The organism is Cupriavidus pampae, from assembly GCF_914271485.1.
Taxonomy (GTDB): Bacteria; Pseudomonadota; Gammaproteobacteria; order Burkholderiales; family Burkholderiaceae; genus Cupriavidus; species Cupriavidus pampae.
Window position 1 is genome coordinate 58,668 of record NZ_CAJZAG010000010.1, and the last position, 25,239, is coordinate 83,906.

The 25,239-nt window shown below is 65.8% G+C and carries 26 protein-coding genes; 6 read left to right on the plus strand and 20 right to left on the minus strand.

The window, feature by feature from the left end; genetic code table 11:
• The 4 genes from LDO41_RS24265 (at position 1) to LDO41_RS24280 (ending at position 3,179) form a co-directional block, all read left to right on the plus strand.
• A complete protein-coding gene (locus tag LDO41_RS24265) occupies positions 1–672 on the plus strand; it encodes a 3-oxoacid CoA-transferase subunit A (RefSeq protein WP_223992953.1) in 672 nt (223 codons plus the stop codon).
• The gene (locus LDO41_RS24270; protein WP_223992955.1) at positions 669–1,337 is read left to right on the plus strand and encodes a 3-oxoacid CoA-transferase subunit B; all 669 of its coding nucleotides are present in this window, start codon (positions 669–671) and stop codon (positions 1,335–1,337) included. Before LDO41_RS24265 ends, LDO41_RS24270 begins: the two co-directional genes overlap by 4 nt.
• 81 nt (positions 1,338–1,418) lie before the next feature.
• The gene (locus tag LDO41_RS24275; RefSeq protein ID WP_223992957.1) at positions 1,419–2,381 is read left to right on the plus strand and encodes a tripartite tricarboxylate transporter substrate binding protein; all 963 of its coding nucleotides are present in this window, start codon (positions 1,419–1,421) and stop codon (positions 2,379–2,381) included.
• Positions 2,382–2,444: 63 nt separating this feature from the next.
• Positions 2,445–3,179, plus strand: coding sequence for a GntR family transcriptional regulator (locus tag LDO41_RS24280; RefSeq protein WP_223992959.1), 735 nt, complete (start codon positions 2,445–2,447; stop codon positions 3,177–3,179).
• A 26-nt stretch (positions 3,180–3,205) separates the two neighbouring features.
• Here the strand turns inward: LDO41_RS24280 and LDO41_RS24285 are convergent, their stop codons facing one another.
• Positions 3,206–3,532 carry an NIPSNAP family protein gene (locus LDO41_RS24285; protein ID WP_223992961.1) on the minus strand — a complete coding sequence of 109 codons (327 nt, stop codon included), beginning with the start codon at positions 3,530–3,532 and terminating at the stop codon, positions 3,206–3,208.
• A 117-nt stretch (positions 3,533–3,649) separates the two neighbouring features.
• Between LDO41_RS24285 and LDO41_RS24290 the strand changes: the two genes are divergently transcribed.
• Positions 3,650–4,366, plus strand: a complete 717-nt coding sequence (locus tag LDO41_RS24290; protein WP_223992963.1) for an SDR family oxidoreductase — start codon at positions 3,650–3,652, stop codon at positions 4,364–4,366.
• Positions 4,367–4,380: 14 nt separating this feature from the next.
• Here the strand turns inward: LDO41_RS24290 and LDO41_RS24295 are convergent, their stop codons facing one another.
• The 3 genes from LDO41_RS24295 to LDO41_RS24305 form a co-directional block, all read right to left on the minus strand.
• A complete protein-coding gene (locus tag LDO41_RS24295; RefSeq protein ID WP_223992964.1) occupies positions 4,381–5,475 on the minus strand; it encodes a phytoene/squalene synthase family protein in 1,095 nt (364 codons plus the stop codon).
• Between the two features lie 107 nt (positions 5,476–5,582).
• Positions 5,583–6,245, minus strand: coding sequence for a DsbA family oxidoreductase (locus LDO41_RS24300; RefSeq protein WP_223992966.1), 663 nt, complete (start codon positions 6,243–6,245; stop codon positions 5,583–5,585).
• A 71-nt stretch (positions 6,246–6,316) separates the two neighbouring features.
• On the minus strand, positions 6,317–7,366 hold the full coding sequence (locus tag LDO41_RS24305; protein WP_223992968.1) for an aldo/keto reductase: 1,050 nt from the start codon (positions 7,364–7,366) through the stop codon (positions 6,317–6,319).
• 286 nt (positions 7,367–7,652) lie between these two features.
• Here LDO41_RS24305 and LDO41_RS24310 point away from each other — a divergent pair, with 286 nt between their 5' ends.
• Positions 7,653–8,591, plus strand: a complete 939-nt coding sequence (locus LDO41_RS24310; protein ID WP_223992970.1) for an AraC family transcriptional regulator — start codon at positions 7,653–7,655, stop codon at positions 8,589–8,591.
• Positions 8,592–8,630: 39 nt separating this feature from the next.
• On the opposite strand, the gene mdcH is transcribed toward LDO41_RS24310, so the two are convergent.
• The 16 genes from mdcH to LDO41_RS24390 all read right to left on the minus strand — a co-directional run bounded on the left by mdcH (position 8,631) and on the right by LDO41_RS24390 (position 25,189).
• Complete coding sequence (gene mdcH, locus LDO41_RS24315) at positions 8,631–9,554, minus strand: malonate decarboxylase subunit epsilon (protein ID WP_223992972.1); 924 nt, start codon at positions 9,552–9,554, stop codon at positions 8,631–8,633.
• Positions 9,551–10,249 carry a malonate decarboxylase holo-ACP synthase gene (locus LDO41_RS24320; protein ID WP_223992973.1) on the minus strand — a complete coding sequence of 233 codons (699 nt, stop codon included), beginning with the start codon at positions 10,247–10,249 and terminating at the stop codon, positions 9,551–9,553. The genes mdcH and LDO41_RS24320 overlap by 4 nt, the downstream gene beginning before the upstream one ends.
• 4 nt (positions 10,250–10,253) lie before the next feature.
• Positions 10,254–11,075: a biotin-independent malonate decarboxylase subunit gamma gene (gene mdcE, locus LDO41_RS24325; protein WP_223992975.1), complete on the minus strand. Its 822-nt coding sequence runs from the start codon at positions 11,073–11,075 to the stop codon at positions 10,254–10,256.
• A complete protein-coding gene (locus tag LDO41_RS24330) occupies positions 11,072–11,932 on the minus strand; it encodes a biotin-independent malonate decarboxylase subunit beta (RefSeq protein WP_223992977.1) in 861 nt (286 codons plus the stop codon). The genes mdcE and LDO41_RS24330 overlap by 4 nt, the downstream gene beginning before the upstream one ends.
• On the minus strand, positions 11,929–12,255 hold the full coding sequence (locus tag LDO41_RS24335) for a malonate decarboxylase subunit delta (RefSeq protein ID WP_223993416.1): 327 nt from the start codon (positions 12,253–12,255) through the stop codon (positions 11,929–11,931). Before LDO41_RS24335 ends, LDO41_RS24330 begins: the two co-directional genes overlap by 4 nt.
• A 2-nt stretch (positions 12,256–12,257) precedes the next feature.
• On the minus strand, positions 12,258–13,166 hold the full coding sequence (locus tag LDO41_RS24340; protein WP_223992979.1) for a triphosphoribosyl-dephospho-CoA synthase: 909 nt from the start codon (positions 13,164–13,166) through the stop codon (positions 12,258–12,260).
• An 11-nt stretch (positions 13,167–13,177) separates the two neighbouring features.
• A complete protein-coding gene (gene mdcA, locus LDO41_RS24345) occupies positions 13,178–14,848 on the minus strand; it encodes a malonate decarboxylase subunit alpha (RefSeq protein WP_223992981.1) in 1,671 nt (556 codons plus the stop codon).
• A gap of 118 nt (positions 14,849–14,966) precedes the next feature.
• The gene (locus LDO41_RS24350) at positions 14,967–15,881 is read right to left on the minus strand and encodes a LysR family transcriptional regulator (RefSeq protein WP_223992983.1); all 915 of its coding nucleotides are present in this window, start codon (positions 15,879–15,881) and stop codon (positions 14,967–14,969) included.
• Between the two features lie 119 nt (positions 15,882–16,000).
• Positions 16,001–18,214 (minus strand): gamma-glutamyltransferase family protein, encoded by a 2,214-nt coding sequence (locus LDO41_RS24355; protein ID WP_223992984.1) that lies wholly within the window; start codon positions 18,212–18,214, stop codon positions 16,001–16,003.
• A gap of 159 nt (positions 18,215–18,373) precedes the next feature.
• Positions 18,374–19,132: a DUF4410 domain-containing protein gene (locus LDO41_RS24360; RefSeq protein WP_223992986.1), complete on the minus strand. Its 759-nt coding sequence runs from the start codon at positions 19,130–19,132 to the stop codon at positions 18,374–18,376.
• A 146-nt stretch (positions 19,133–19,278) separates the two neighbouring features.
• On the minus strand, positions 19,279–20,592 hold the full coding sequence (locus tag LDO41_RS24365) for an ATP-binding protein (RefSeq protein ID WP_223992988.1): 1,314 nt from the start codon (positions 20,590–20,592) through the stop codon (positions 19,279–19,281).
• Positions 20,592–21,305, minus strand: a complete 714-nt coding sequence (locus tag LDO41_RS24370; RefSeq protein WP_223992990.1) for a response regulator — start codon at positions 21,303–21,305, stop codon at positions 20,592–20,594. Before LDO41_RS24370 ends, LDO41_RS24365 begins: the two co-directional genes overlap by 1 nt.
• Before the next feature lie 35 nt (positions 21,306–21,340).
• Complete coding sequence (locus LDO41_RS24375; RefSeq protein ID WP_223992992.1) at positions 21,341–21,664, minus strand: EF-hand domain-containing protein; 324 nt, start codon at positions 21,662–21,664, stop codon at positions 21,341–21,343.
• 71 nt (positions 21,665–21,735) lie between these two features.
• Complete coding sequence (locus LDO41_RS24380; protein WP_223992994.1) at positions 21,736–22,662, minus strand: hypothetical protein; 927 nt, start codon at positions 22,660–22,662, stop codon at positions 21,736–21,738.
• A gap of 151 nt (positions 22,663–22,813) precedes the next feature.
• Positions 22,814–23,911: an oxamate carbamoyltransferase subunit AllG family protein gene (locus LDO41_RS24385; RefSeq protein WP_223992995.1), complete on the minus strand. Its 1,098-nt coding sequence runs from the start codon at positions 23,909–23,911 to the stop codon at positions 22,814–22,816.
• Positions 23,912–23,923: 12 nt separating this feature from the next.
• A complete protein-coding gene (locus LDO41_RS24390; RefSeq protein ID WP_223992996.1) occupies positions 23,924–25,189 on the minus strand; it encodes an amidohydrolase/deacetylase family metallohydrolase in 1,266 nt (421 codons plus the stop codon).
• Positions 25,190–25,239 lie beyond the last annotated feature (50 nt).

The following is a 25,239-nucleotide window of genomic DNA, read 5'->3' on the forward strand; positions in this document are numbered from 1 at the left end:
ATGATCAACAAGATTGCACCCACGCTGCGCGACGCGGTGGCCGGCATTCACGACGGCGCCACGGTCATGGTGACCGGCTTCGGCGATGCCGGCCTGCCGGTCGAACTACTGCACGCGCTGATCGAGCAGGGCGCGAAGGACCTCACGGTCATCAGCAACAACGCCGGCACCGGCACCACGGGCCTGGCCGCGCTGCTCGCCGCCGGTCGCGTACGCAAGATGATCTGCACCTATCCGAAGTCCTCGGGCGGCGACGTGTTCCGCGCGCTGTACAAGGAGAAGAAGATCGCGCTGGAGCTCGTGCCGCAGGGCACGCTGATCGAGCGCATGCGCGCCGCCGGCGCGGGCCTCGGCCCGTTCTATACGCCGACCGGCTTCGGCACGCCGATCGCCGACGGCAAGCCGCAAACCGTCTACAACGGCCGCGGCTACGTCCTCGAGGAACCGCTGCACGCGGACTTCGCGCTCGTAAAGGGGCACCACGCCGATCGCTGGGGCAACCTGACCTATCGACTGGCCGCGCGTGGTTTCGGGCCGGTGATGTGCACCGCGGCCAAATGCGCGATCGTGCAGGTCGATGAGGTCGTGCCGCTCGGCACGCTACCGCCCGAGCAGATCGTGACGCCGGGCATTTTTGTGAGCCGGGTCGTGCGAAAGGACAGCCAGCAATGAACACTATCCAGAAGCTGAGCCGCGACGCGGTCGCGCAACGCGTGGCCGACGACATCGCGCCGGGCAGCTACGTGAACATCGGCCTCGGCCTGCCAACGCTGGTGGCCAAATACCTCGATCCGAAGAAGGAGATCATCCTCCATAGCGAGAACGGCATCCTCGGTATCGGCGACCTGTCGCCCGGCGATGAAGGCGATGAGGACCTGATCAACGCCAGCAAAGCGCGCGTGCAGCTGATTCTCGGCTCGTCGATCTGCGACCAGTCGTTGTCGTTCGCGATGATGCGTGGCGGGCATCTCGACGCCACCATCCTCGGCGCGTTCCAGGTGTCCTGCGACGGCGATATCGCCAGCTGGGCCACTGACGATACCGAGGGCGTGCCAGGCATAGGCGGCGCCATGGACCTCGTGGCCGGCGCGCGCAAGGTCATCGTCGTGATGGAACACACCACGCGCGAAGGCAAGCCGCGGCTGCTGGAGCGTTGCACGTTCCCGCTCACGGGCAAGGGATCGGTCGATATCGTCTACACCGACCTCGCGATCATCGCGGTGGAGCCTGGCCAGGGCTTCGTCGTGAAGGCCATGGTGGAAGGCATGACGCAGCAGGCTTTGCAGGCCGTGACCGAAGCGCGGCTGACCTTCGCGGAGCCGATGATCAGACTCTGAGCCCACGGGCAAATCGGAGCAACCGACATCGGAGCAACCGACATTAAAAAATCAGATGGCCAGACAGATGGAGCGAGACAAATGAACCAGAAGATCAAACAGTTTATCGGCGGCGTGCTGTTCTCTGCCGCCACGGCCGCCAGCGCGGCCACATTCCCCGATCGGCCGATCGAGCTCGTGATTCCCTATCCGCCGGGCGGTACCGCGGATGTGGTCGCGCGCCCGTTATCGGCGGGTCTGCAGAAGGCGCTCGGCGTGCCGGTGGTCGTGCAGTACAAGGCCGGCGCCAGCGGTTCGATTGCCACGCAGTACGTGGCGCGTGCCAATCCCGATGGTTACACGCTGGTGATGGTGCTGGCCGCGCACGCGATCAACCCAAGCCTGTATCCGAATCTGCCGTACGACTCGGTCAAGGATTTCGCGCCGGTGTCGATGGTGGCCAAGCTGCCCCTCGTGCTCTACACGAATCCGAAGTTCGGGCCGAAGACCGTGCAGGAGTTCCTCAGCTACGCAAAGGCCCATCCGGGTCAGGTCTCCGTGGGCTCTGCCGGCAACGGCAACACTAGCCACCTTGCACTCGAACTGTTCTCGACCATGGCCGGCGTAAAGCTGCTGCACGTCCCGTACAAGGGCGGCGGTCCCTCGATCGCGGCCGCGATGGGTGGCGAGGTGAACGCGGTATTCGCGGGCCCCGACAGTCTCAACCAGGCCCAGGCCGGTCGGCTGCGCGTGATCGGCGTGACCAGCACGCAGAGACTGTCGCTGACACCCGATACGCCGACGATTCAGGAGGCGGGCCTGAAGGGCTACGAGGTGGAAGGCTGGTACGGCTTGCTCGCCCCGGCTGGCACACCCACGCCGGTGATCAACACGCTCAACAAGGCCGTCGCACAGGTGCTGGCCGACCCGCAGTTCCGCAAGACGGTTGGCGATCTGGGCTATGTGCCAACCGGCTCCACGCCGGGGGCATTCATGGACTACGTCAAACAGGAAATGACGCGCTGGTCAAAGGTTGTCAAGGACGCGAATATCAAGCTTGAATGACGCGGTCCCGGTTATATAATCCGCAGGCCCCCACCCTGGCCTGCGAATGGCCGTGACGACGTCATGACCCCGCGTTACCAAGAGCTGACGGGGCAGTTGCTGGAAGAGATCGCTTCCGGAACCTACCCTGTCGGCACCAGCCTCCCCGGCGAACTCGATCTTGCAAAGAGATACGGAGTCAGCCGCGGCACGATCCGCTCCGCACTGGATCAGATTCAGACCCTTGGATTGATCTCGCGCCGCAAGCGCGTGGGTACGCGCGTGGAATCGCTGACGCCACGGCCGCCTGAGTACATGCCCAGCATCTCGACCATCGACGAGCTGATGCAGTACAGCGCGAACACCGAGCGCGCGATTCACAGCGTGCGGCATCTGGTCGCCGATATCGCGTTGGCACAGTACCTCGGATGCGAGCCCGGTACGCGCTGGATGGAAATTCAGGCGGGGCGCTTTCATGCCACGAATCCCGAACGCGCGGTAACGTGGTACCACGTGTACGTGCGCAGTGCCGATGGCGAGAAGATTCGCCGCAAGCTTCGGCAAACCCAGCAACTGATCTGTGACCTGATCTGCGAGGTCAACAACGGCTATGTGGGGGAAATTCGCCAGACCGTGCGCGCGGTTGGCATTCCTGAGTCGCTCGCGCATCGGCTCGCGGCCGAACCGAATGCGCATGCCCTGCAGTTCGTGCGGCAGTACTTCGATCAAAACGGTGCGCTGATCGAAGTGTCGGTGAGCCTGCAACCTGCCGACCGGTTTGCGTACACCACGGTGCTGCACCGCCGGCCGCAGGGTTAGGCGCTACCGCATACTCCCCGGCCCGCTCAGCGCAACACCGAGAATGCAGTCGGCGTGAGGAAGTGGTTCTCGATGCGTTCAACGATCGGCCGTTCGGCTTCGCTGGCCGCGCGTGCGGCAATCCAATCCTTGTCGCCCTGGAACGCGTTCCACTTCTGCTCACGCTCGGCAAGGCTTTCCCACTTGATCATGTAGGTCAGCGCATGATTGCTCGGGCCCGCCAGCGTGGTCCAGAAGCCGATCTGGTGGATGCCGTACTTCTCGAAAAAGCCGAGCGTGATGTTGTTGAATCGGTCGAGCAGTGCCGGCAGGCGCGTCGGGGCACAGTGGTAGATACGCATCTCCACGATCATTCTTTGTTCTCCGTTCGATTTGGTCTGGTTCAGGATCTGGCGTCGGCCGGAAAGCGGGATCGGCGCCAAGCTGGCATTATCGCGGTTACTGCAGAGACATCGACGGGAGATTACCGCATGAGCGATACCGCAGTGCTGATCACCGGTGCCTCCAAGGGCATCGGACTCGCCGTGGCACGCCAGCTGGCCGCGCAGGGACACGAGGTCGTCGGGCTGGCCCGCAATGTGGCTGGCGTGGCGTTTCCGGGCCGGCTATTCGCCTGTGACCTCGCGGACATCGAAGAGACCCAGCAGGTATTGGCGTGCCTGTCCGAGACATATGACGTGGACCGCATCGTCAATAATGTCGGCGTGGCCAGCCCGCAGCCTCTCGGCGCGATCGACCTTGCCACGCTGCAGCAGGTACTTGACCTCAACGTACGCGCGGCCATCCAGGTCACGCAGTTCTTTGTGGAAAGCCTCAGACAGCGGCGCGCGGGCCGTATCGTCAATATCGTCAGCCGGGCCATTCATGGCGGCTACGACCGCACGGCGTATTCGGCGGCCAAGAGCGCACTGGTCGGGTGCACGCGCACCTGGGCGCTCGAGCTGGCGGAGTACGGCATCACTTCCAACGCGGTCGCACCGGGCCCGATCGAAACCGAGCTGTTCCGCAAATCGCGACCGGTGGGCAGCGAGGGTGAACGCAAGGTGCTGTCATCGATCCCGATGGGCCGTCTGGGCACGCCCGACGAGGTCGCCGCGGCGGTGTGTTTCCTGCTTTCGGACGCGGCCGGCTTTATTACGGGCCAGGTGTTGGGCGTCGATGGTGGTGGAAGCATTGGCGGCCGCTGAGCGGCCCTGACCACTCAGTGACGGAGGCTGGCCTCGATCTGCGCGATCAGCCGCTCCGCCCAGTTGCGAATACGGCCGTCCCAGCTGACCGTGGTCAACGAGTACACAAGCATCCGGTAGACGTCGTTGCGCTGGACCTTCGAGGCCTGTCGCGGCTCGAGCCACGCGGGATTGCGCGCGAGCAGCACCAGCGTTTCCAATCCAATGAAGATCGGCCACAGGCAGGCTAGCCGCAGGCGCACCGCGCCACGCGGGATGGCGAGCGTATAGGCCAGTGCCTCGCGGTAGTGATCGAGCGTCTTGCGCAGCAGTGCGTCCAGCAACGGGCGCGCGCGCCGCGAGGCGTCGGGGCCGAGCAGATCCTGTGGCGTCAGCCCGAGCGGGGTCAACAGTTCGAGCGGCAGATAGCAGCGCCCGATCCGCAGGTCTTTGCCGCAGTCGCGCAGCACGTTGGTCATCTGCAGCGCCTTGCCGAAGCGCACGCCGCGCGCGAGCATCACCTCGGGCGCCTCGCGCAGCGTGCCCGGCTGATGCGCGTAGGTCATCGTGGTCCAGAATTCCCCGACGCAGCCGGCGACCAGGTAGGTATAGCGATCGAGCGCCTCGGCCTCGCGCAACGCGACGATCTCGCCCGCGTTCTCGTCCGGAAACGTGCGCAGGTCGAATTCCATGCCGCTGGTCAATGTGGCCAGGATCTCGCGCACCGCCTGACGATCGGGGCTGCTGAGCTGCTGCAGCACGTCGAGCGCCGGGCCCAGCGATTCGAGCAGGGTCCGCTCATCCGACTGGATCTCCCCGCTGCCAACTTCCGCCTGCAGCTGCCGCAGCAGCTGGTCGCGGCTCGCACCCTGCCCCGCGACCGGTTCGAGCGGCGCGTCGGCGGGAGTCTCACCGAGGATCTCGTCGCGAAACGCCATCAACAGCGCCAGTCGTCGTGTGGGCGAAACCAGCGTGGTATCGGCAATGGTGTCAGCCGCGCGCGCAAGCAGATAGGCGAGTCCGACCGGATCGCGCATGCCGGCAGGCAGCACACGCATGGTCAGGTAGAAGGAGCGCGAGACGCCCTTCAGCAGGGGACCGAGCAGAAAGGCCCGGGTAGTGTCGGACATGGAGACTGCGTGGGTGGGGAATGTGGTCCGGGATTGTATACGGCAACCGCATCCCCACCTGAAATCGCCCACGCAGGAATATAGCGAAGCGCGACGGGATCGTGCGTTCAGTCCGGCGTACCGGACTTCGCGACAATTTCGCGGATGGCGCGCTCGAAGGCTTCGGGCGGCTGACCCCCGGTGATCAGGTACTTGTCGTTGAAGATGATCGACGGCACCGACTGGATGCCCATGCGCTGGTATGTCGACTCTTCGTCGCGCACCTCATCGGCATAGGTGCCCTCGTCGAGCACCTTGCGCGCCTGCGCGCGATCGAGGCCCGCCGCGTCCACCGCATCCAGCAGCACGGCGTGGTTCGACATGTCCTTGTTGTCGCCGAAGTAGGCGCTCAGCAACGCCATCTTGAGCGCCAGCTGCGCGCCTTCCGGCCCTTCCTCACGCGCCCATTGCAGCAGGCGGTGCGCATCGAACGTGTTGTAGATATGCGTGCGCGCGCCAAACCGGAAGCCAACGCTCGCACCCCGTTCGCGAATCTCCGCCTGCGCGCTGAGCACCTGCGCTTCGGTGCGACCGTATTTGCGGCCGATATGCTCGACGATCGGCTCACCTTCCGGCGGCATCTGCGGATTGAGCTCGAACGGATGGAGCACGATTTCCGCGGATACCTCGTCGCCGATCTGCTCGAGCGCCCGCTGCAACGAGGCCAGGCCGACGGCGCACCATGGGCACGCCACATCGGAGACAACGTCGATCTTCAGGGATTGGGACATGATGTGTAACCTGTAAAACTACAAGTTGCCCATCTTAGCGACTTTCCAATAACCCTGCCGAGCCACGGTCTTCAGCGTGCGTGGGCCGCGGCAAGCTGCTGCAGACGGCGCTCGCCCTGACGTTCGAGCATCCAGCCCGGATATTCGGACGGCATCGTGCTGACCTTGTCCAGCGCCTCCAGCTCCGCTGGGGTCAGGCGCACGCGCGTGGCCGCGATATTGTCTTCGAGCTGGTCGGTACGGCGCGCGCCGATGATCACCGACGTGACTACCGTCTGATGCAGCAGCCAGGCCAGAGCGATCTGCGCCACCGACACCCGGCGCGTGTCCGCGATCGCGCGCATCGTGTCGATCGCGTTGTAGGCGCGTTCGACATTGACCGGAGGAAAGTCGAACGTGGTACGGCGGCTGCCGGCCTGCGCATCGCGGTCGCGCCCGTACTTGCCGCTGAGCAGTCCACCCGCCAGCGGGCTCCACACCATCAGGCCCATGCCTTCGCTCTGGAGCATCGGCGCGATCTCACGCTCGAGGTCGCGGCCGGCGATCGTGTAGTACGCCTGCAGCGAGGCGAAGCGCGGCAGATCGCGGCGTTCCGAGATGCCAAGCGCCTTCATGATCTGCCATGCGGCCCAGTTGGAAACGCCGACATACCGTACATGCCCCTGTCGCACCAGCAGATCCAGCGCCTGGAGCGTCTCCTCGATGGGTGTGGCCGGATCGAACCCGTGCAACTGGTAAAGGTCGATATGGTCGAGCTGCATGCGCGCAAGGCTGGCCTTGGCCGCATCGAGCAGGTGATGGCGCGACAGGCCGCGCGAGTTGATGCCGCGCGTGCCGGACTCGCCGAAGCCCTTGGTCGCGATGATCACGTTCTCGCGCGGAATGTTGAGGTTGCGCAGGGATTGGCCAAGGATGACCTCCGAGCCGCCGTCCGAATAGACGTTGGCGGTGTCGATGAAATTGATGCCGGCCTCGATCGCGCTCGCCACGATCTGGTCCGCCTCCGCCTGCTGCACGGTGCCGATCTGGCTCCACAGCGCGCCATCGCCACCGAATGTCATGGTGCCGAGGCAGAGTTCCGAGACGAACAGGCCTGTATTGCCGAGAGTGTTGTAACGCATGGATTCGACTCCTTTCCTGCAAGGTTGCGCAGCCTGACAGTTCCCCGCACTCGCAGGGCACCCGTCGGCCGGTGGCGAATTATGCGAACAGTGCCCCCTTGCTGAGGTGCCGGATCCTATTGTCTTTTTGCACGATTCTCCAGACCTGCATTTGGAGGATTCGGCAGTAATGGATTCCGGTATAAGCTGCATGCAGTTGCTGTTGCCGGCTGTTTTCCTGACTTTTCCGCGCCCCTGCCCCCTACTGTCCATGCCTTCGACCGCCCAGCTTTCGCCGCCCTCGCTTATGACGACCTTGCCCGTCTCGGTGCCTGCCGCGCCGTCCCGGGAGGATCCGGCACGTGCCGAGCTGGTGACGCTGCTGACGCGGCTGACGGGCGAACTCGAGGGTTCGACCGACACGGCGGTGCCGGGGCTGTCGATTCACCGCATCTGCCATCCGGGCACGCCCAAGCACGTGCTGCAGCAGTCCGCGTTCGCGGTCATTGCGCAGGGATCCAAACGGCTGCTGATTGGCGACGAGGTGTACGAGTACGATCCGATGCATTACCTCGTGTCATCGGTCGATCTGCCGGTGCTGTCGAAGGTCTCGGTCTTCAGCCCGACGCAGCCGTATCTCGGCATGCGGCTGGCGATCGATCCGGAGGAAATTGGCGCGCTGATCGGCGACGAACATCTGCCGCCACCGGCGCCGGCCGACGCCTCGCGCGGCATGTATGTGCAGCGGCTCGATGCCACCTTGCTCGATGTGGTGTTGCGGCTGCTGAGGCTGCTGGAAACGCCGCGCGATATCCCGATTCTCGCGCCGCTCGTGCGCCGCGAACTGCTGTATCGGTTGCTGATGAACGGCCAGGGCACGCTGTTGCGACAGAGCGCACTCAAGGACAGCCAGCTGCATCGTGTGGCGCGCGCGATCCGACTATTGCGCGAACGCTATGCGCAGCCGCTGCGCGTGGAGTCGCTCGCGCGCGATCTGCATATGAGCGCGTCGTCGCTGCATTTCCACTTCAAGGAGGTCACCGCGATGTCGCCGCTGCAGTATCAGAAGCAGTTGCGCCTGCAGGAGGCGCGGCGGTTGATGATCGCTGGCGACGTTACGGTGGCCATGGCCGCGCATGCGGTCGGTTACGAGAGTACGTCGCAGTTCAGCCGCGAATACAGCCGGCTGTTCGGCGCGCCGCCATTGCGCGACAAGAAACGCTGGATCGAGGAAGGGATGGTGTAAAGGCTACTGGTCGCGCTATGTGTAGCGCTATGTGTCGCGCTACTGGTCGCGATATCGCGCGGCCAGCACGAGCACGCTGTCCATGCGCGTATCGGCACAGGCCACCGCCACTTCGAACTCGCCTGTGGCGAGCCGCGTCAGCACGTTGCCGGGCGGCATTTCGACCGCGAGCCGCATGCCGGATTCACGCGCGAGCTGCATCGTGTCGTGCCAGCGCACTGGCATGGCCATGTTCGCGGCCAGATCTTCCGCGATACGCGCTGGATCGCGCAACTGCCGTGCGGCGCTCGCGCTGAAGTAGCGTAGCGCGGGCCGACGCAGGGTCACCTCGGCAAACGCCCGCGCGAGCGTCGCTGCCTGCGGCGCGAGCAGCGCGCAATGCGAAGGCACGGCGATCGCCACCGGCTTGGCCGCGTGTGCGCCGGCCTCTAACGCCAGTGCTGCGACCCGCGCCATCGCCGCCGCCTCACCGGCGATCACCAACTGCGCCGGCGCATTGAGGTTTGCCAGAAACACGGGCGTTTGCGCGCCATGCACTGCCGCGATGATGCGCTCTAGCGCTGACTGCTCGAGCCCAAGGATCGCGGTCATGCCATAGCCGTGCGGATACGCGTCCTCCATGAGCTTGCCGCGCAATGCAACCAGCCGCACCGCATCGGCGTAGTCGAGCACGCCAGCGATCACAGCCGCCGGGTACGCGCCGACCGACAGCCCGGCCACGGCATCCACCTGTGCGCCCGCGTCCGTCAGGACGCGCGCCGTCGCCACCCCCGCGGCGAGTAGACACAGTTGCACCGATACCGTCGAAGCGAGTTCTTCAGCGGTATCCAGCGCCAGGATGTCGTGGCCGAGCACCTCGCTCGCCTCGTCAAGCGTACGCGCGACGCGCGGATGATCGGGTAGTACGTGGAGCATGCCCGCGCGTTGCGCGCCCTGCCCCGGAAATGTCAGCAACGTGCTCATGGTGCGCTCGTCGCGTTGGTCGCGTTGGTCGCGTTGGTCGGAACCACGGGTCGCCACGGGTCTTCGCACAGTACCGGACCGCGATCGGTCTTGAGCAACACCCGGCCGCCTGTACGCAGGCGTTCCGCGAGCGCAAACCCACCATATGGCGTGGCAATCTGGATATCGAGCCGGACGCCGTGCGCACTCAGCGCCAGATCCGCGAGCCACTGCGCGTCGTCATGCGAGAGCGGCATGGGCGCGGTGATCAGCAGGTCGATATCGCTGCCCGCATGCAGCACGTCAATGCCAGAAGCAAGACTGAAACCCGCCGCCCCTGTCAGCCCCCAATGCCAGTGCCCCGCCGCAGCATGTGCATCAAGGCTGCGCGAGATCTGCGCCAGTGCATGCAGCGCCGGGATCTCGTCGCGGCGCGGATGGTCGCGCCAGCGCGCCTGCCGCGCGACCTCGCCCGGCGTGACCACGCGCGCGCACTGCTCGGCAGGCAACCACGCGCCATACCGCTGCGCGCGCGTGACGCCGCGCAGTCCAACCGGAATGCGACCCGCGTCGTCATGATCGCGCCGCACGACCACCGGCGCGCGCGCCAGCCACGCGGCATCGGCCCACTCCGGCCAGGACTCTGCCGCGGCTTCCGCCACGAACGCCTGCGGATCGCGTAGCCAGATCAGGTCATGCGGCCGCGGCATACGCATCGGACTATCCGCGCCACTGCGCGGCCAGGCATTCGCGCACGCGCGACGAGGCCTGACGATTCTTGCCACCGAGCCGGCTGCGCAGGTCGCGCTGCGGATCGGCCGCGATATCGGCCAGGGCCGCGTCGATGGTGCCGCGCACCGTCGCCAGATCGTCGGCCGTGGGCGCCGTAGCCTGTGCCACCGCAATCGTCTTCCATAGCAGCCCCAGCGATGCGTAGTTGTCGATGTCGTAGGCCATTGGCGGCACCGTGGCAGCCAGCGTCTCGAGCGCCTCCACGGACCGCATCGTGATGCGCGCGGCCGCTTCCTTGCCCATCGCGTGCACCTGCACGCCGCTATCCGCAAGCGCAAGCAGACGATTGGCCTGATAGCCGTGCGCGAGGAACGCGCCCGACATTGCCTTGCCCACCAGCAGCGCCACCACCGGATGGCCGTTCAGGCGCGCGGTGGCATAGGCATCCGCCGCGCTCGCCAGCGACTGATGAATGCCGAATGCTTCCTCGCGCCGGCCATACGCCTGGCTGGGCGTATCGACGATCGCGATGATCGGTCGCTTGACCGGTACATCGCGATCGGCCGCGATCACTTCCTGCACCGCACGCGCCAGCGACCAGCCTTCGAGCAGGCCGACTTCACCGTGCCGCGCGCGCGGGAATGGACTTTCGGCATCTGGCACGACCGCAATGAAACGCGCCGGCGCACCGGCAATCTGTGCATCGACCACCTGCACCGAGCGCGGATAGCCCGACAAGCGCGGCGCACCGACCGTCAGTGCCGCCAGCCACGCCTCTCCGCGCTGGCTACCTGCTGCATCGTTGCTCATGATTTGCCTCCTTGCGTGCCCTGCGCGTAAAGCTTGCGCACGGTCTTCGGTTCCGGTTGCGACGACGGCTCGTAATCGGCCAGCCGACGCAGGTAATCGTCCTGCCTGCGGCTGCGCGCATCTTCGCTCGGCGCCTCGGCCACCAACGCCGCTATCGCCGCGCGGATCGCCGCCGAGTCATCGTCGACATGCACGTCGGCCAGCCCCGTGGCCAGCCGTTGCTCGCCACCGGTAAAGCTCCAGATAAACGGCCGGTCGCGCGAATCGTATTCGGCAATCCCTGCTTCCTGCTCGATCACGGCCGGACCATTCAAACCCAGCCGCCCCTCGCGCGTCATCACGAGCTTGCTGCACAGCCCCGCGGCAATCGACATGCCGCCGAAGCAACCGACCGTGCCCGCGATCACACCGATCACTGGCTGATAACGCCGCAGATCGACGATCGCGGCATGGATCTCCGCAATGGCGGCGAGGCCAAGGTTCGCTTCCTGCAACCGCACCCCGCCGGTCTCGAACAGAATCACCGCGCGCGTACCAATGCCCTGCCGGTTGTCCTCGGCCGCAAGTTCGAGCGCGCCGGCAAGCTTGGCACCGCCGACCTCGCCGAGACTGCCGCCCTGAAACGCGCCTTCGATCGCGAGCACAACAGTCGGATGACCGCCGATCGTGCCCTTGACGACGATCACACCATCGTCGCCCTGCGGCACCACGCCCTGCCGTTCCAGCCATGGCGACACCAGCCCGTCGAACGGCCCCGCGAGTTCGCGGAACGAGCCCGGATCGAGCAGTGCCTGGGCGCGCGCGCGCGCGCCGAGTTCGACAAAGCTCTCGCGCGATAGCAATGTGCCTTGCGTCATGATGCCTCCTTGCCAGTACCGCCCGACGTGGCATCGAGCTGCTCGAACGCTTCGGCCAGTCGCATACCCACCACGCCCGGCGTAGCGCCGAAGTCGTGGATGCGGATTCGCATCGCCACGCGTGGCTCGGCGCGGAACACGCGCGATAGCTGCGCATCCCACACCTTGCCGTAGCCATCGACGGACGTCGTGACGTCGATCGCGGTCTTGCCGGCTTCGCCCGGTTCGATCAGCACCTCGAGATCGCCGGAGCCCACTACACCCACGAGCACGCGCTGTGTCGTCGGCTCGCCGGCGGGATATTCGAACTGGAGTCGTTCCATCATCAATCTCCGTGTATGTCTGTGCACCGCGGCAGGCGGTCCAGGAATAGGGTAGCGGCCAGCAGATCGGCAGCGCCGCCGGGCGATGCCCGGCGCGCGAGCATGCCGGCCTCCAGCGCACGCAACTGACGGCGGCCGCACAGCGTGCCCACGCCGCCGGCTTCGAGCACGGCGGTCGCACCGGCCTGCATATACGCAAGTCCTTCGCGACCCGCGCGGGCCAGCACGCAGGTATCGTCGAGCGTGGCCATGATCGCGAGCAATGCGTTGACGCGCGCGCTCGGTTCCGCATCGCCACACGCGCGGCTGGCGTGCAACGTCGGCAGACCATGGCGCATCACGTGCGGGAACCCCGCCTCCGCCTGACCGCGCGCCCCGCTCACGCCATACACGCGGCAGGCGAGCTCACCCTTGTTGCCGGTGTGCGCGGGGCGTTGACGATCGGCATGGCTGGCGATGGCTGCGGCAATATCGGCCACGGCGCGCGCATCGACGCTGCCGTCTTCCATGCGCGGTCCTCGCTGCGACGCCAGCGCCGCAGCCCCCACCAGCAGCCCGAGGCACCAGATGGCGCCACGATGTGTATTGATGCCACCGGTGGCCGCCATCATCGTGGCCTCGGCCTCGCGGCCCAGCGCGCCGAGCTGCTCGCGCAGGCACCGATCGGGCACGCCCGCTTCCAGCGCGGCCGTGGCCATCGCCGCAAACCCTGGGCGCAAGCTATAGGCGGAGGTGCGCATCAACGCGAGCGTAAGGTCCGCGTGCGCACCGTTGCCCCGTGCATCGACGAGTCCGGGCTTGGGCGCAAGCTCGGCTTCATCGAGCAACGCGCCGACCGCCAGGCCGGCCAGCAGCGTGGCCCGCAGCGGCGACGCCAGCGCGTCGGCATCGAGCCGGGTATGACTCAGCATGGCCCGTGTCATTACCAGCTCCTGAAGCGTGCGGGCGGTTCGTACAGGCCACCCGACCATTCAACGAGGTCAGCCATGCTCTTCGCCGCCAACAGCGAGCGCGTGGCCTCGCCGCGATGCACGCCGAGATCTTCGGGCAGCGCGATCAGCCCGTCGCTACGCATCTTGCGCGTGGTCGCCGGATCGTGCCGCAGACCAATCGGCGTGACGCCCGCTACCGCGGCAATCATCGCGCGACGCTCCTCGAGCGAACGCGCCTTGTACAGGTACGCGATGCCTTCCTCGGTCAGTACGTGCGTGACGTCGTCACCGTAGATCATCACGGGCGCGAGCGGCATGCCGCTATCCTTGGCCACCTGCACCGCATCCATGGATTCGACGAAGGTCGGCTTGCCGCCGGCCTGGAATGTTTCCACCATCTGCACCACGAGCTTGCGGCCACGCGCGAGCGGGTCATCGGTCTGGATCAGGTCCAGCCATGCGGGCGTGGCATGACGGCGGCCGCCGGGGTTATGGCCCATGTTCGGCGCGCCGCCAAAGCCCGAGAGCCGGCCCCGCGTCACCGTCGATGAATGTCCGTCGCCATCGATCTGCAGCGTGGAACCGATAAACAGATCCACCGCATATTGCCCCGCCAGCTGGCAGAACGCGCGATTGGAACGCATCGAACCATCGGCACCGGTGAAGAACACATCGGGCCGCGCGGCCACGTAGTTCTCCATGCCGAGTTCGCTGCCGAAACTGTGCACGCTCTCGACCCAGCCGCTCTCGATGGCGGGGATCAGCGTCGGATGCGGATTGAGCGTCCAGTACTTGCAGATCTTGCCCTTGAGACCGAGCTTCTCGCCGTAGGTCGGCAGGATCAGCTCGATCGCCGCGGTGTTGAAGCCGATACCGTGGTTCAACGACTGCACGTTGTGCCGTTCGTAGATGCCGCGAATGGCCATCATCGCCATCAGCACGTGCACCGGCTTGATCAGGCGCGGATCGCGCGTGAACAGCGGCTCGCAGAAGAACGGCTTGTCGGCCTGCACCACATAGTCGATCCAGGAACCGGGGATATCGACGCGCGGCATGTCGCCCGGATCGTCCACGATCTCGTTGACCTGCGCGATCACGATGCCGTCGCGGAACGCGGCGGCTTCCACCAGCGCCGGCGTGTCCTCGGTACTGGCCCCCGTGTACAGGTTCCCTTCCCGGTCGGCCTTGTAGCCCGCGATCAGCACGACCTGCGGGGTCAGATCGACATAGAGACGCGCGTACAACTCGATATAGGTGTGAATCGCGCCCACTTCGAGCTGCCCGTCGGCGAGAAACTGGGAAATCCGCAGGCTCTGGGCCCCGGCGTACGCGAAATCCAGCTTGCGCGCGATGCCGCGTTCGAACAGATCCAGGTGCTCGACCCGGCTCACGCTCGGAATGATCATATGCAGGTCGTGGATCTTGCCGGGATCCACTTCCGCCAGCGAGCGCGACAGGAAGTCGGCCTGTTTCTGGTTGTTGCCCTCGAGCACCACGCGGTCGCCTGAGGCCGTCACGGCCTCCAGAAACGGCACGGTGTCGTCGGTCGGGACGAGCTTGCCATCGGCAAAGCGGGCACCGAGGGCCTGCCGGCGGCGTTTCTCCGCGCGGCGGGTGTCCCACTGCCGGCCTGATTGCTGGTCTGAATTGAGCGTTGGCATCGCGTCTCCGTCACTGCATGTGCTGTCGATGCATTCAAGATACGCAACCGCCGCCGAGCGAACAATGACGCACTGCGTCGAATCGTTACGCTCGGTGAAACCCCGCGCGACGGAACCGCTAGCGGGCGATCCGGGTCATGCGGCAGACCGCCGCCAGCGCCAGCAGGTTCGGATCGCGCTCGCGCCGGCGCAGGAAACTGAGCCCGATAGTCTGCTTCATGTCGAACTCGGCGGTCAGCGGGATGAGCGCGATATTGCCCGCGGCCATGTCGCGCACGCGGCCCGGCAGCAGCGTGTAGCCAATGCCGCCACCGACGAGGTTCATCAGCGAGAAGATGTCGCCCACCTTCATGACGATGTTCGGCGTGAAATCCGCAATGCGGAACGCTTCCATAAAGCCGCTCGACGTCACAAAGCCTTCGCCAAGCGAGACGAATGGCTCGTCGCGGCACAGCCGAAGGTCTATCGCCTCCATCCGCGCAAAACGCGAATCGGCTGGTGCGGCAAAAAAGATGTCGTCTTCGAACAACGGAATCGATTCGATTTCGGGGTCGGGCTCGGGCATGCCGGTCAGCGCCGCGTCGATCGCGCCCTGCTTGAGCTTGTACAGCAGGTCCGCATTGGAGCCGAGCACGAGCTCGGCCTGCAGGTCCGGACGGCGGGTCTTGATGCCGATGACCACCTGCGGCACCGTGCGAATCGTCAACGAATACAACGAACCGATCTTGAGCTGGTCGGCCGAGTAGCCTGCGGCCTCACGCGTCTCGCGGATGCCTTCGGCCATGGACTTGAGCACGTCGCGCGCCACATCGGCCAGCACGTGAGCCGCCTCGGTGGGCAGCAGGTTGCGGCCTTCGTGCCGAAACAGCGCGCAGCGCATGCCCTCCTCGAGCGAATGCAGTGCACGGTGCACGCTCACGGTGCTCACTTCCAGCGCCTCGGCGGCCTTGGCGAGGTTGCCGGTCTCCATGAACGCGAGCAGCGCCTCGAGCTTGCGGAACGTGATTTCTTCACTGATGCGGCTGGATGGCATGGGCGGCGGAAGGGTGAATGTTCGCCCAATGATAACGGACCCGTAACCGCATTGACCGCAATCCTGACGATAGTGCTGCGCCCCTCCCCTGCGGAGAGAGGGGCGCACGGCGCGACCGGTCAATAACCGTTGGCGGCCCCGTTGCGACGATTGTCGGCGGCACCGCTGTACACCGGGAACCCATCGGCGTCATAACTGACCGAGATGCCGCTCAGCCCACTGGTCAGCCCCGTCACCTGTGCGGTGCTGGTGGTGTTGCCATACGTCGAGATCAGGTTGGCCACTTCGCTCGTGATCGGCTTGCCACCCTCCAGCTGCGCGATGCCGTTCTGGCCCGTGAAGTTGTCCGCATTGATCGCGGCCTGCAGGTCCATGCCGTAGATCTCGTGGCCAAGGAAGGTCTTGACGATGTAGTCGGGGATCGGACCGCCACCCGCCGAACCCCAGACCAGACGGACGCGACCCTGGGCATCGAATGCGATCGACGGCGAGATCGAGCTGCGCGGACGCTTGTTTGGCGCGTAACCGTTCACATCGAGACCTGGCGTGCTGGCCGAGAAGTTCGACATCGCGTTGTTGATCATGATGCCGGCCGCCTCGATATGAGCACCCCAGTGCGTGTTGATCGTCGTGGTCATCGACAACGCGTTGCCGAAACCGTCCACGATCGCCACGTTGCTGGTGGTGTTCCAGTCCTCGGCGTGCGCGGGCGCCTCGTTTTTCGCCAGCATCGTGGTCCGCACCGCCTTGGGCAGCTTGATGGCCTTGCCACTAAGCGAGGCCATCGTGTCGTAACCGGTCGGATCGGTCGCGGCGAACGCGGCAACACCGTCGGCGGTGCCGCCGGTCGGCACGGTGCCGAGCGCCGTGGCGGTAATCAGCGCGGCGCGCGAATCGAGGTAGGCCGACGACAGCAGCGTGTTCACTCGCGCGTTGACATTGGAGAATGCCGGATCGCCCACGATATTGCGACGGTCGGCATTCGCCAGCCGGCTGCCTTCGGTCGCCAGATGCAGATAGGCGGTGCTGTTGAACGTCGTGGTGGCCACGTTCTTGCGCTCGAGCAAGCCGAGGTTATATAGCTGAACTACCCCACCGAACGACGGCGACGGTTGCGTGTAGATGGTGAAGCCGAAGCGCGTACCGACCAGCGGCTTGCGTTCCACCGCGCGATACGCGGAGAAGTCGGTCGCTGTCATCAGGCTCGGGATCTTGGCGACGGTACCCGCCACCGATGGCGACCCGGCGCTTCCGGCGGCTGGCAGCAGCGAATAGCACGGCAGCTGGCCGGTGGTCAGCTTGCTGATGATCGCCGGCGCGATGGTGCCGGCCGGATCGTAGAACGCGGCAGCACCGCCATCACGCACCGTGGTCATCGACGCCGCAAGCTCGGGGTTCTTGATGATCGTGCCGATCGGCAACGGCTTCTGCCTGGCCGCATCGCTCGGGTCACAGTAGCGCGCATTGATATCAGGGTACTTGCAGCGCGCGGCGCCCTTGGCCGTGCCTGCCGAGTTCACCCACGCCGACACCGCCGAACCGGCCGTAACCGGATTGCCGTCGTCGTCAAATTCGCCGGAGTCCGAGTACAGCGTCTCGTACATATATGGCGTCATGGGGAAACCATCCGTGGCGAGCTTGATTGCGTCGTCCCACAGCTGGTTCCACGCGGTCTTGCCGTAGAGGTTGTGCACCATGTCGAGCACCGACAGCGTGCCTGGCACGCCCACTGCACGTGCCGAGATATTGGTGTTGCCCTGCTGCGAGGAGATGCTCGCGTTGGCGACCAGACCGGTCTTGCACAGGTTGTAAGGTGCGGTGGTCGAGATGTCCTGCGCCGTGGCGCGATAGATATCGGCCACGCCGCCGGTGGCAGCCGGCGACGACGAAAAGCCATCGAACGTGCGCACCTGCTTGCTTGCCGCATCGTAGTACGTGATTACCGTGCCGCCACCCATGCCCGAGGCAAACGGCTCGGCCACGCCCAGCACGGCCTGCACCGCGATGGCCGCGTCGATCGCGGTGCCGCCGTTGGCGAGCACCTTGCAACCGGAAGCGGAGGCGTTCACATCGGCGGACGTCACCATCATGTTGGTCCCCGCGATGCCAACTGTCTGACCGTACGGGGCACCTGCCTGCTGCGTGCACAGCGAGGGATCGAACTTGACGCTGCGCACCGGTGTGATGGGCGTGGTGGGGTCGGCGGGGTTGGTGGGGTTAGTGGTGGTACCGCCGGTGCTGCTGGTCTGCGGTGCATCGGCGTCGCCGCCGCAGCCCGCGACGGCCATCGCCAATACGGTCCCTATCACCAGACCTTTCTTCGTGGATGTCATTGCTTGTTCCCGTTGTGTATGTGAAAGAATTTTTTATTTCTTTTCTACGGGAAGAGTAAGCAACGTCTGTGCCGTTTGAAAATGCCCCTTGCTTACAGAGTATTTCAAGGGGCTTGCGGACGTATCGTATCCATGAGGGGGCTAACCGAGGACCATTTATCACATCGTGACGTTGTGGCTCCAGCCATTGGCGGTGTTATCGGTGACGACCTGCTTGGCGATCGCATCGGCCAGGCGCTTGGCATCGGCCGAGATGGTGTCGTGCTTGCCTTCGGAGACACCATGTACCGCCCCGCCTGCCGCGGCCGACATCGCTACATGGCCGGCGACCGCACCGACGCCCGCGGTTTCCGCGACACCGGGCATATGGCCGCTGTCGGCATTCGAGTTGAAATGTTCGAGCGAGACCGGTGCGCCGTCGGCCGGCTTGTACAGGACCTGCACCGAGGCACCGACGTCGCTCTTGCCGGCGCCCAGGCCGATCAGCAGACGGCGGCGTGCCTTGCCTTCGTCGATCTTGTCGAAGTCGCCCGTCACGATCAGCGCGTTGACACCGGCCGGTACCGGACCGTCGAGGCGCTCGGCGTTCAGGCCCTTCGCACGGAGGTCGCTGACGATCTCGTTGGCCACCGCTTCACGCGCTTCCATCACAGCCTGATATTGTTGGTCGCCCGACGATGCGCCGGTGGCCATGCTGGTCACCTTTTTCATCATGCCGCTGTCCAGGCGCACCATGTCGGTGGTGGCGACGAACGGCGTGACGTAGATGATGTCGGCGTGCACCGGGGCGGCGAACGGGGTGCGATTCATATCGGCCGTCTGCGCGCTGGCGCAACCGGTCATCAACATCGTGGCTGCGGCGGCAGCGGTCAGTACGACGATCTTGGCTTGCTTGAAGAGGCGGGTGGTGGTTTGCATGATGTGCTCCTGGTATTAGTCCGTGTCTGGGTTTTTTCGCTTGCCGGCGTCTCGGTGGTCGTGACGTCGTTTGCTTGAGACCCAGTATGGAAAACACCGGCGCAACACGCCAGGCATCAGTTATGTCGACAAATGTCACGCAGATTTCAGGGACACGGCAGGGCCACCACGGCTTCCATGCCGCCACCTTCGCGCGCGCGAAACTGCAGCGTGCCGCCGTGCAGGCGCGCGATGCGATCGACGATCGCCAGGCCCAGTCCGGTACCCTTGGTGTGCGTGCGCGCGTTGTCGCCGCGGCTGAACGGCTCCTTCAGCCGCTCGAGCGCCTCCGGTGAAATGCCATTGCCGCGATCGCCGACCGCGACATACGCGATACCGTCCGCACGCCACGTGCGTACCGCAAATCCGGTCTTGCCGTAGACGATGGCGTTCTGCATCAGGTTCATCAGCAGCCGCATCATGCTGATCGGACGGAATCGCACCGGTGGCAAATCTCCGAGCGTGAGCGCGAAATCGTGGCCCAGCCCCGCAAAGTCCGAGGCAAGCTGGTCGATCAGCGCGTTGAGATCGCCCGGCTCCGGCGCCTCGCGTTCGCCACTCCCCGCGTAGTCCATAAACTGCTGCAGGATCGTGTCGATCTGCTCGAGATAGCCCTCCGCCGATGCGACGAAGGCATCGCTCCCGTCACCGCGTGGCAACGACATCGCCATGGCGAGGCGCAGCTTGGTGAGGGGTGTGCGAATGTCGTGCGAGATGCCCGCGAGCATCAGCGCGCGCGTCGCTTCGGCCTGTTGCAGCGACTGCAGCATCTGGTTGAATGCGTGGCTCACCTGCGCGATTTCGGTGGGACCATCGGTCGGCTGCGGCGGTGGCGTCTGCCCGGCACTGACCTCGCGCGCGGCGCTGGCGAGTGTCTGCAGCGGGCGGCTTAGGTAGCGTTGCAGCAGCAAACCCGTCAATGCGGCCAGCAGTGCGAGACCGAGCGAAAGAAATAGCGTGGTGGTGATGCCACTAGCCTGCGCATCGGCCGTCATCGGTAACGCGATCCAGCGCGGCTCGCCAGCCACATGGACGCGGATCCAGAGGCGTTCGATCTCGCCGCTCTGCCACCGCACGGGCATGTCGGGCGGCAGTTGCGCGCGCAGCGACGTGACAAAGGTCTCGCGCTGCCAGATGCCGAAAAAGTGGGACAGGCCGTGGTCTTGGTGCGGAGACTCTTCCGGCGTCTGCGTTCGCGCGCCAAGTTTCGCCGCCACCTCCAGCCCCGCATCCTGGGGCATCGATACCAGCACGGTGTCGAGCGTCCTGACGTAGTCGGCAAAGATCGTGGCCGCGCGCTCGATGCGCGGCCGCTGCACGAAATGCAGCAGCACCGTGAGCGAGCACGCCTGCGTGAAAGCCACCAGCGCGACCAGCAGCGCGATATTGCGCGCGAGCAGCGAACGCGGCAGCAACCGCATCACGCCTCCACGCCGGCCACCAGCATGTATCCGACGCCCCACACCGTCTTGACGAAGCGGGGCTTGGACGGATCCTCCTCGAGGATCTGTCGCAGACGCAGGATCTGTACGTCGATGCTGCGGTCGAGCGCGTTATGGTCACGTCCGCGTGCGCGCGCCAGCAAGTTGTCGCGGCTGACCGCCCGATTCGGCGAGGAGCCGAGCGCGTGCAGCAACAGCATCTGCGCGGAATGCATTTCCACCGGCTCCCCCGCGCGGCGCAACGTCTGCTTGCCGACGTCGAACTCGAAGTCGCCGAAGCGCAGGGTCTGGGAAGTCACAGTGGGATCGCCTGCCGCCATTTTCTGCCGCCGCAGCAGCGCGCGGATGCGCGCCACCAGCTCATCGGGCAGGAAGGGCTTGGCCAGGTAGTCGTCGGCGCCGGTCTCGAGGCCCAGCACCCGATCGACGGGATCGCCCTTGGCGGTCAGCATCAGGATCGGCATCGTCTGCCCTTCCGCGCGCAGGCGTCGGCACACCGAGAGGCCATCCTCGGGCTCCATCATCAGATCGAGCACGAGCAGGTCGTACGGTTCGCGCTGCAGATAGCGGTCCAGCTGCTTGCCATCCGCCACGGTGCGCACGTGAAAGCCGTGTCCGGTAAGGAACCGCTGCAGCATGTTGCGCAGCTCGGCCTCATCGTCGAGCACCATGATCCTGTTCGTCTGCTCCATGCGCACCTCCGTTGGGCGAAACCGGTGGGCAAAACTCAACGACTCTTCATCTGCGTCGCCATAAACGCTTCGATCTGCGGCAGCGTGATAAAGCCGGCGCGCTGCGTATCGATCTCGTCGAAGTGCCGCGCGACCATCGGCATCCCGGCCGCGGCCTGCTCTCGCGTGAGCTTGCCGTCGCGCGTCGTGTTCGCACTGGCGAAGCGCGACTGGAGCTGCTGCTCGGCTCGCTCCATACGCGCGTTCGGCGCAATGGGTGCATTCGGCGCAATGGGCGCGGCGGCCGGCTGCGGGCTGGCCTGTGCGTAGGCACCTGCCGAAACGATACACAAAAAAAGTGCTGCAATCATCCGGTTCATGATGGACTCCGTTGGGTAGCCGACTCTCCTCGGCCAGGGTTGAAAGTAGGGTAGTCAAGACTGACGCGGGTTCACGCGTAGTGCGCGGGAATCCAGACGCGTCCGACCCAGTGGCCGGGCACGAAGACGGCCACGCGTGCCGGCGGTGCCACATAGACCACGTGCGGGGGCGGGGGCGGTGCCACGTACACCACGCGCGGGGCAGGCGCGACGTAGACCGGGGGCCGCGGCGGTGCCGGGGCGTACACGGTGACCGGCGGCGCCACGTAAGGTGTCACCGGCGGCGGCGGAGGCGGCACGATGACTGCCGGCGCGGGGGCGACGGCAACCGTTGCGCCGACCGTCGTGACGCCACCGGTGGCAACGACGGCGGTAGTGGTACTGCCGGTTGTCACGACACCACCGTGCACGACGGTCGTGCCGCCGCCAGTGGTGACCACACCACCCGAGACCTGCGTTGCGCTCCCACCGTGGACGACGGTGCCGCCATTGCTACCGTTGACCGTGCCACCGCGGTAGCACGTATTGCCGGAGCAGCTGGTCGCTGCCGAATGGTTATAGGTATTGCCGTTGCCGGTGGTGACGGTGCCGTTCGAGCTGTACTGCCCCGGCGCATCGCGCGTCACGCTGCCCGAGGTGGTGGCCGAGTGGCCGTCGGAGCCGGTCAGGTCACCCGTATGTGAACACGTACCGCCGGCACAGCTGGTGCTGCCATCGTGCTGGACCTGGCGGCCATTGGGGCCGGTGGCAGTGCCACTGTTCGAGAACTGGCCGGGCGAGGTCCGCGTGACAGATCCCGTGTTGGTCCCGATGCCACCGTAGGGGCCGATCGCGCCGCCGGCGTGGTTGCAGGTGCCGCCGCCGCACGAGGCGGTGTGCGCGCCGTTGTAGGTGCCATGCGGCGTGTAGGCAGTGCCATGGCCGCTCCAGCTGGCGAAGGCGGGCGTGCTGGCGATGATAAGCGTCGCGGCGGCGGAGATGAGCGTAAGGGATTTCATGTGAGCTCCTTTCGGTTCGGATCTGCGGCCTCGCCAGAGAGCGGTGCCGGTAACGGGACGAACTATAGAAGTCGGTCCACGCGATCCAAACCCGAAAGACATGTCACGGTGTTACACGTCGCCAGTCACGACATGGGGCGAAACAATTCCCTTATGCGAACAGCGCGAGCGGCGCTTCGTAGAAGCCGCGTCCGATCAGACCCGCCTCGCCGGCGAGATCGAGGATCGCAAGATTGACGATGGGCATGCACGCTGCCTCGCGTGCGCAAACCGGGTCAACGATGCCCGAGACGGCATCGGTCACGCGCGCGCGGCGCGTATCCAGATCGGCGGGCAACCATCGCTGCCAATCCGCGCGCAACGCGGGCGCGAACATCAGAGCCTGGCCGCCGAGTCCTCCGAAATCGATCACCGCGCTATCGCCGATCGCGCCAAGCGCGACGGTCGCGTCATGGCTGGGCAGGCGGATGCCAACCGGTGGCGCGGCCGAGACGGTATGCCACGTGTCCGCACCATGCAGGCGCACACCGAACTCCACGCCATTGCCGCCCGCCGCCGCGACGCCGGATGCCTGACGACGCAGATGCCAGCATGCGGTAGCCATCAGGATCGGCAGGACAAAGCCCGCGTTCGCGCGCACCATGTCGAGGGCGTTTGCGGACAAGCCCGCGAGCGCCGCAACAAGCGCGGCGTTCGCCGCGACAGTGCGGCCGTGGCAATCATCGCCATTGGCGAGCGCGTCCGCGATCAGCGGCATCATTGCCACCGGCTGCGTGTGCAGTCGGCCATCGATCAGTTCCACGCCACACGCTGCCACCGTAGCCATGCGCGTGCGCGCGGCAGCGTCGCGGGTGCCAAAACGCAGCGCGGGTGGCGGCCCCTCGATCAGGGGTGCATAGGCGTACGACTTGCCGTCGCCGACCATGGCCAGCGGCATTGAGGCCGACACCACCTGCGCGAGCGGCGTGGCCACTCCGTAGTCCTGTGCCGGGGCGAGTGTCACGTCGCCGGTCGCCAGCAGGCGCGCGGCGGCGGCGGCGTCGGAGGCCAGTCCCTCATACAGCAGGGCCTGGATCGCCGCGTTGCGGACGGCCACCGGCACCGCGTCCGGGCTCGCGAACGGCGGCCCCGCATGCAGCAGCACACTGGCGGAAAGGTCGGGTAGCACCGCATCGCGGCGCCGCACACCTAGCCACATCGCACCGTCGTAGGGGCGTGCAAGCGCGGCCGGATCGTCAGTCGTCGTCATCGTGCAGGCTCCTCAGGCGGCCTGCGCCAGCGGCAGGATCGGCGACTGCGCATCGAAACGTTGTCCCGCGCGCAGGCAGAAGCTCGGTGAGAGCCAGCGGTCGGTAACGACCTCGGTGCCCTCGTTGTCGCGCATCACCCAGCGTCCGCGCGCGTCCTCAAGCACGCTGACATCCGCGACGCCGCCAACCTTGAGCACGCCAAGCTCGCCTTCCATGCCGATCATCTGGGCCGCGTTGCGCGTGACCATCGCCACCACGTGCTCGAGCGGCAAGCCCAGCGCGAGCATGCTAGTCATCGCCGACACCAGGCCGAAGCGTGACTTGCCCTTGAACATGTGGTCTTCTTCGTCGGGATGAAAGTCCGGCGTGCCCGGCGGCGGCGGCACCGAAGTGTTGTAGCCATGCATGTCGGCGCCGAGCGTATCTGGCATGACGCCCGCGTCGAGCACGATGCGCGCGGTCTGGAAACTGAAGTGCGAGCCGTGGCCGACGTCGATCTTGAGACCGCGCGCAATGGCTTCCGGCACCAGCGGATGCAACTTGCCGTCGAGCTCGACGAAACCACCCGGATGCCGGCTGAACGGGTGGGCGAGGATATCGCCGGGCTTCAGCATCTCCACCACCTGATTGAAGATCGAGTCAGGATTCACTGCGAGGGCGCCGTCCTCGGGCTTGGGCCACAGCTGTCCAAAGTGGATATAGACGGGCAGTTGCGCTTCGCGCCCGATGCGCGTGGCAATGCGCATCACGTCTACGCCCCAGCGCGCAAAGCCGCCGATCTCCGCATGGGCCTTGAGGCCCCGCACGAGGTCGAGATTGCTGCGCGCCGACTTGACCGTGGCGTCCACGTCGAGGCATTCGGGCCGATAGAGCTCCGGGTAGTAATGCCCCTCTAGCCCACCCACCAGATAGGCCGACAGGAACGCCAGCACGCGCGTATGCGAGGGCTGGGCCACGTACTGGCGAAAACCCGGCAACGTGATGCAGCTCGGTCCGCCCTGATCGACGAGCGTGGTCACGCCCGAATGCACGCCGCACATGTCGGCGTTCAGCCCGAAGCGGCCAGTCACACCTTCATAGACGTGCGCATGCGTGTCGATCAGGCCGGGCAGCACCAGCTTGCCGCGGCAGTCGATGATCTCCGCGGTGCCAGCCGTCGCGGACAGATCGTCACCAATGGCGGCGATGGTGCCCCCATCGATCAGCACATCGAACACACCATCGCGTTGGCTGGAGGGATCGATCACCCGTCCGCCCTTCAGAAGCTTCCTTGTCATGTGGGTATCCGTTATTTCGTGATTTATGTGGCATACCTCATATATGGCGC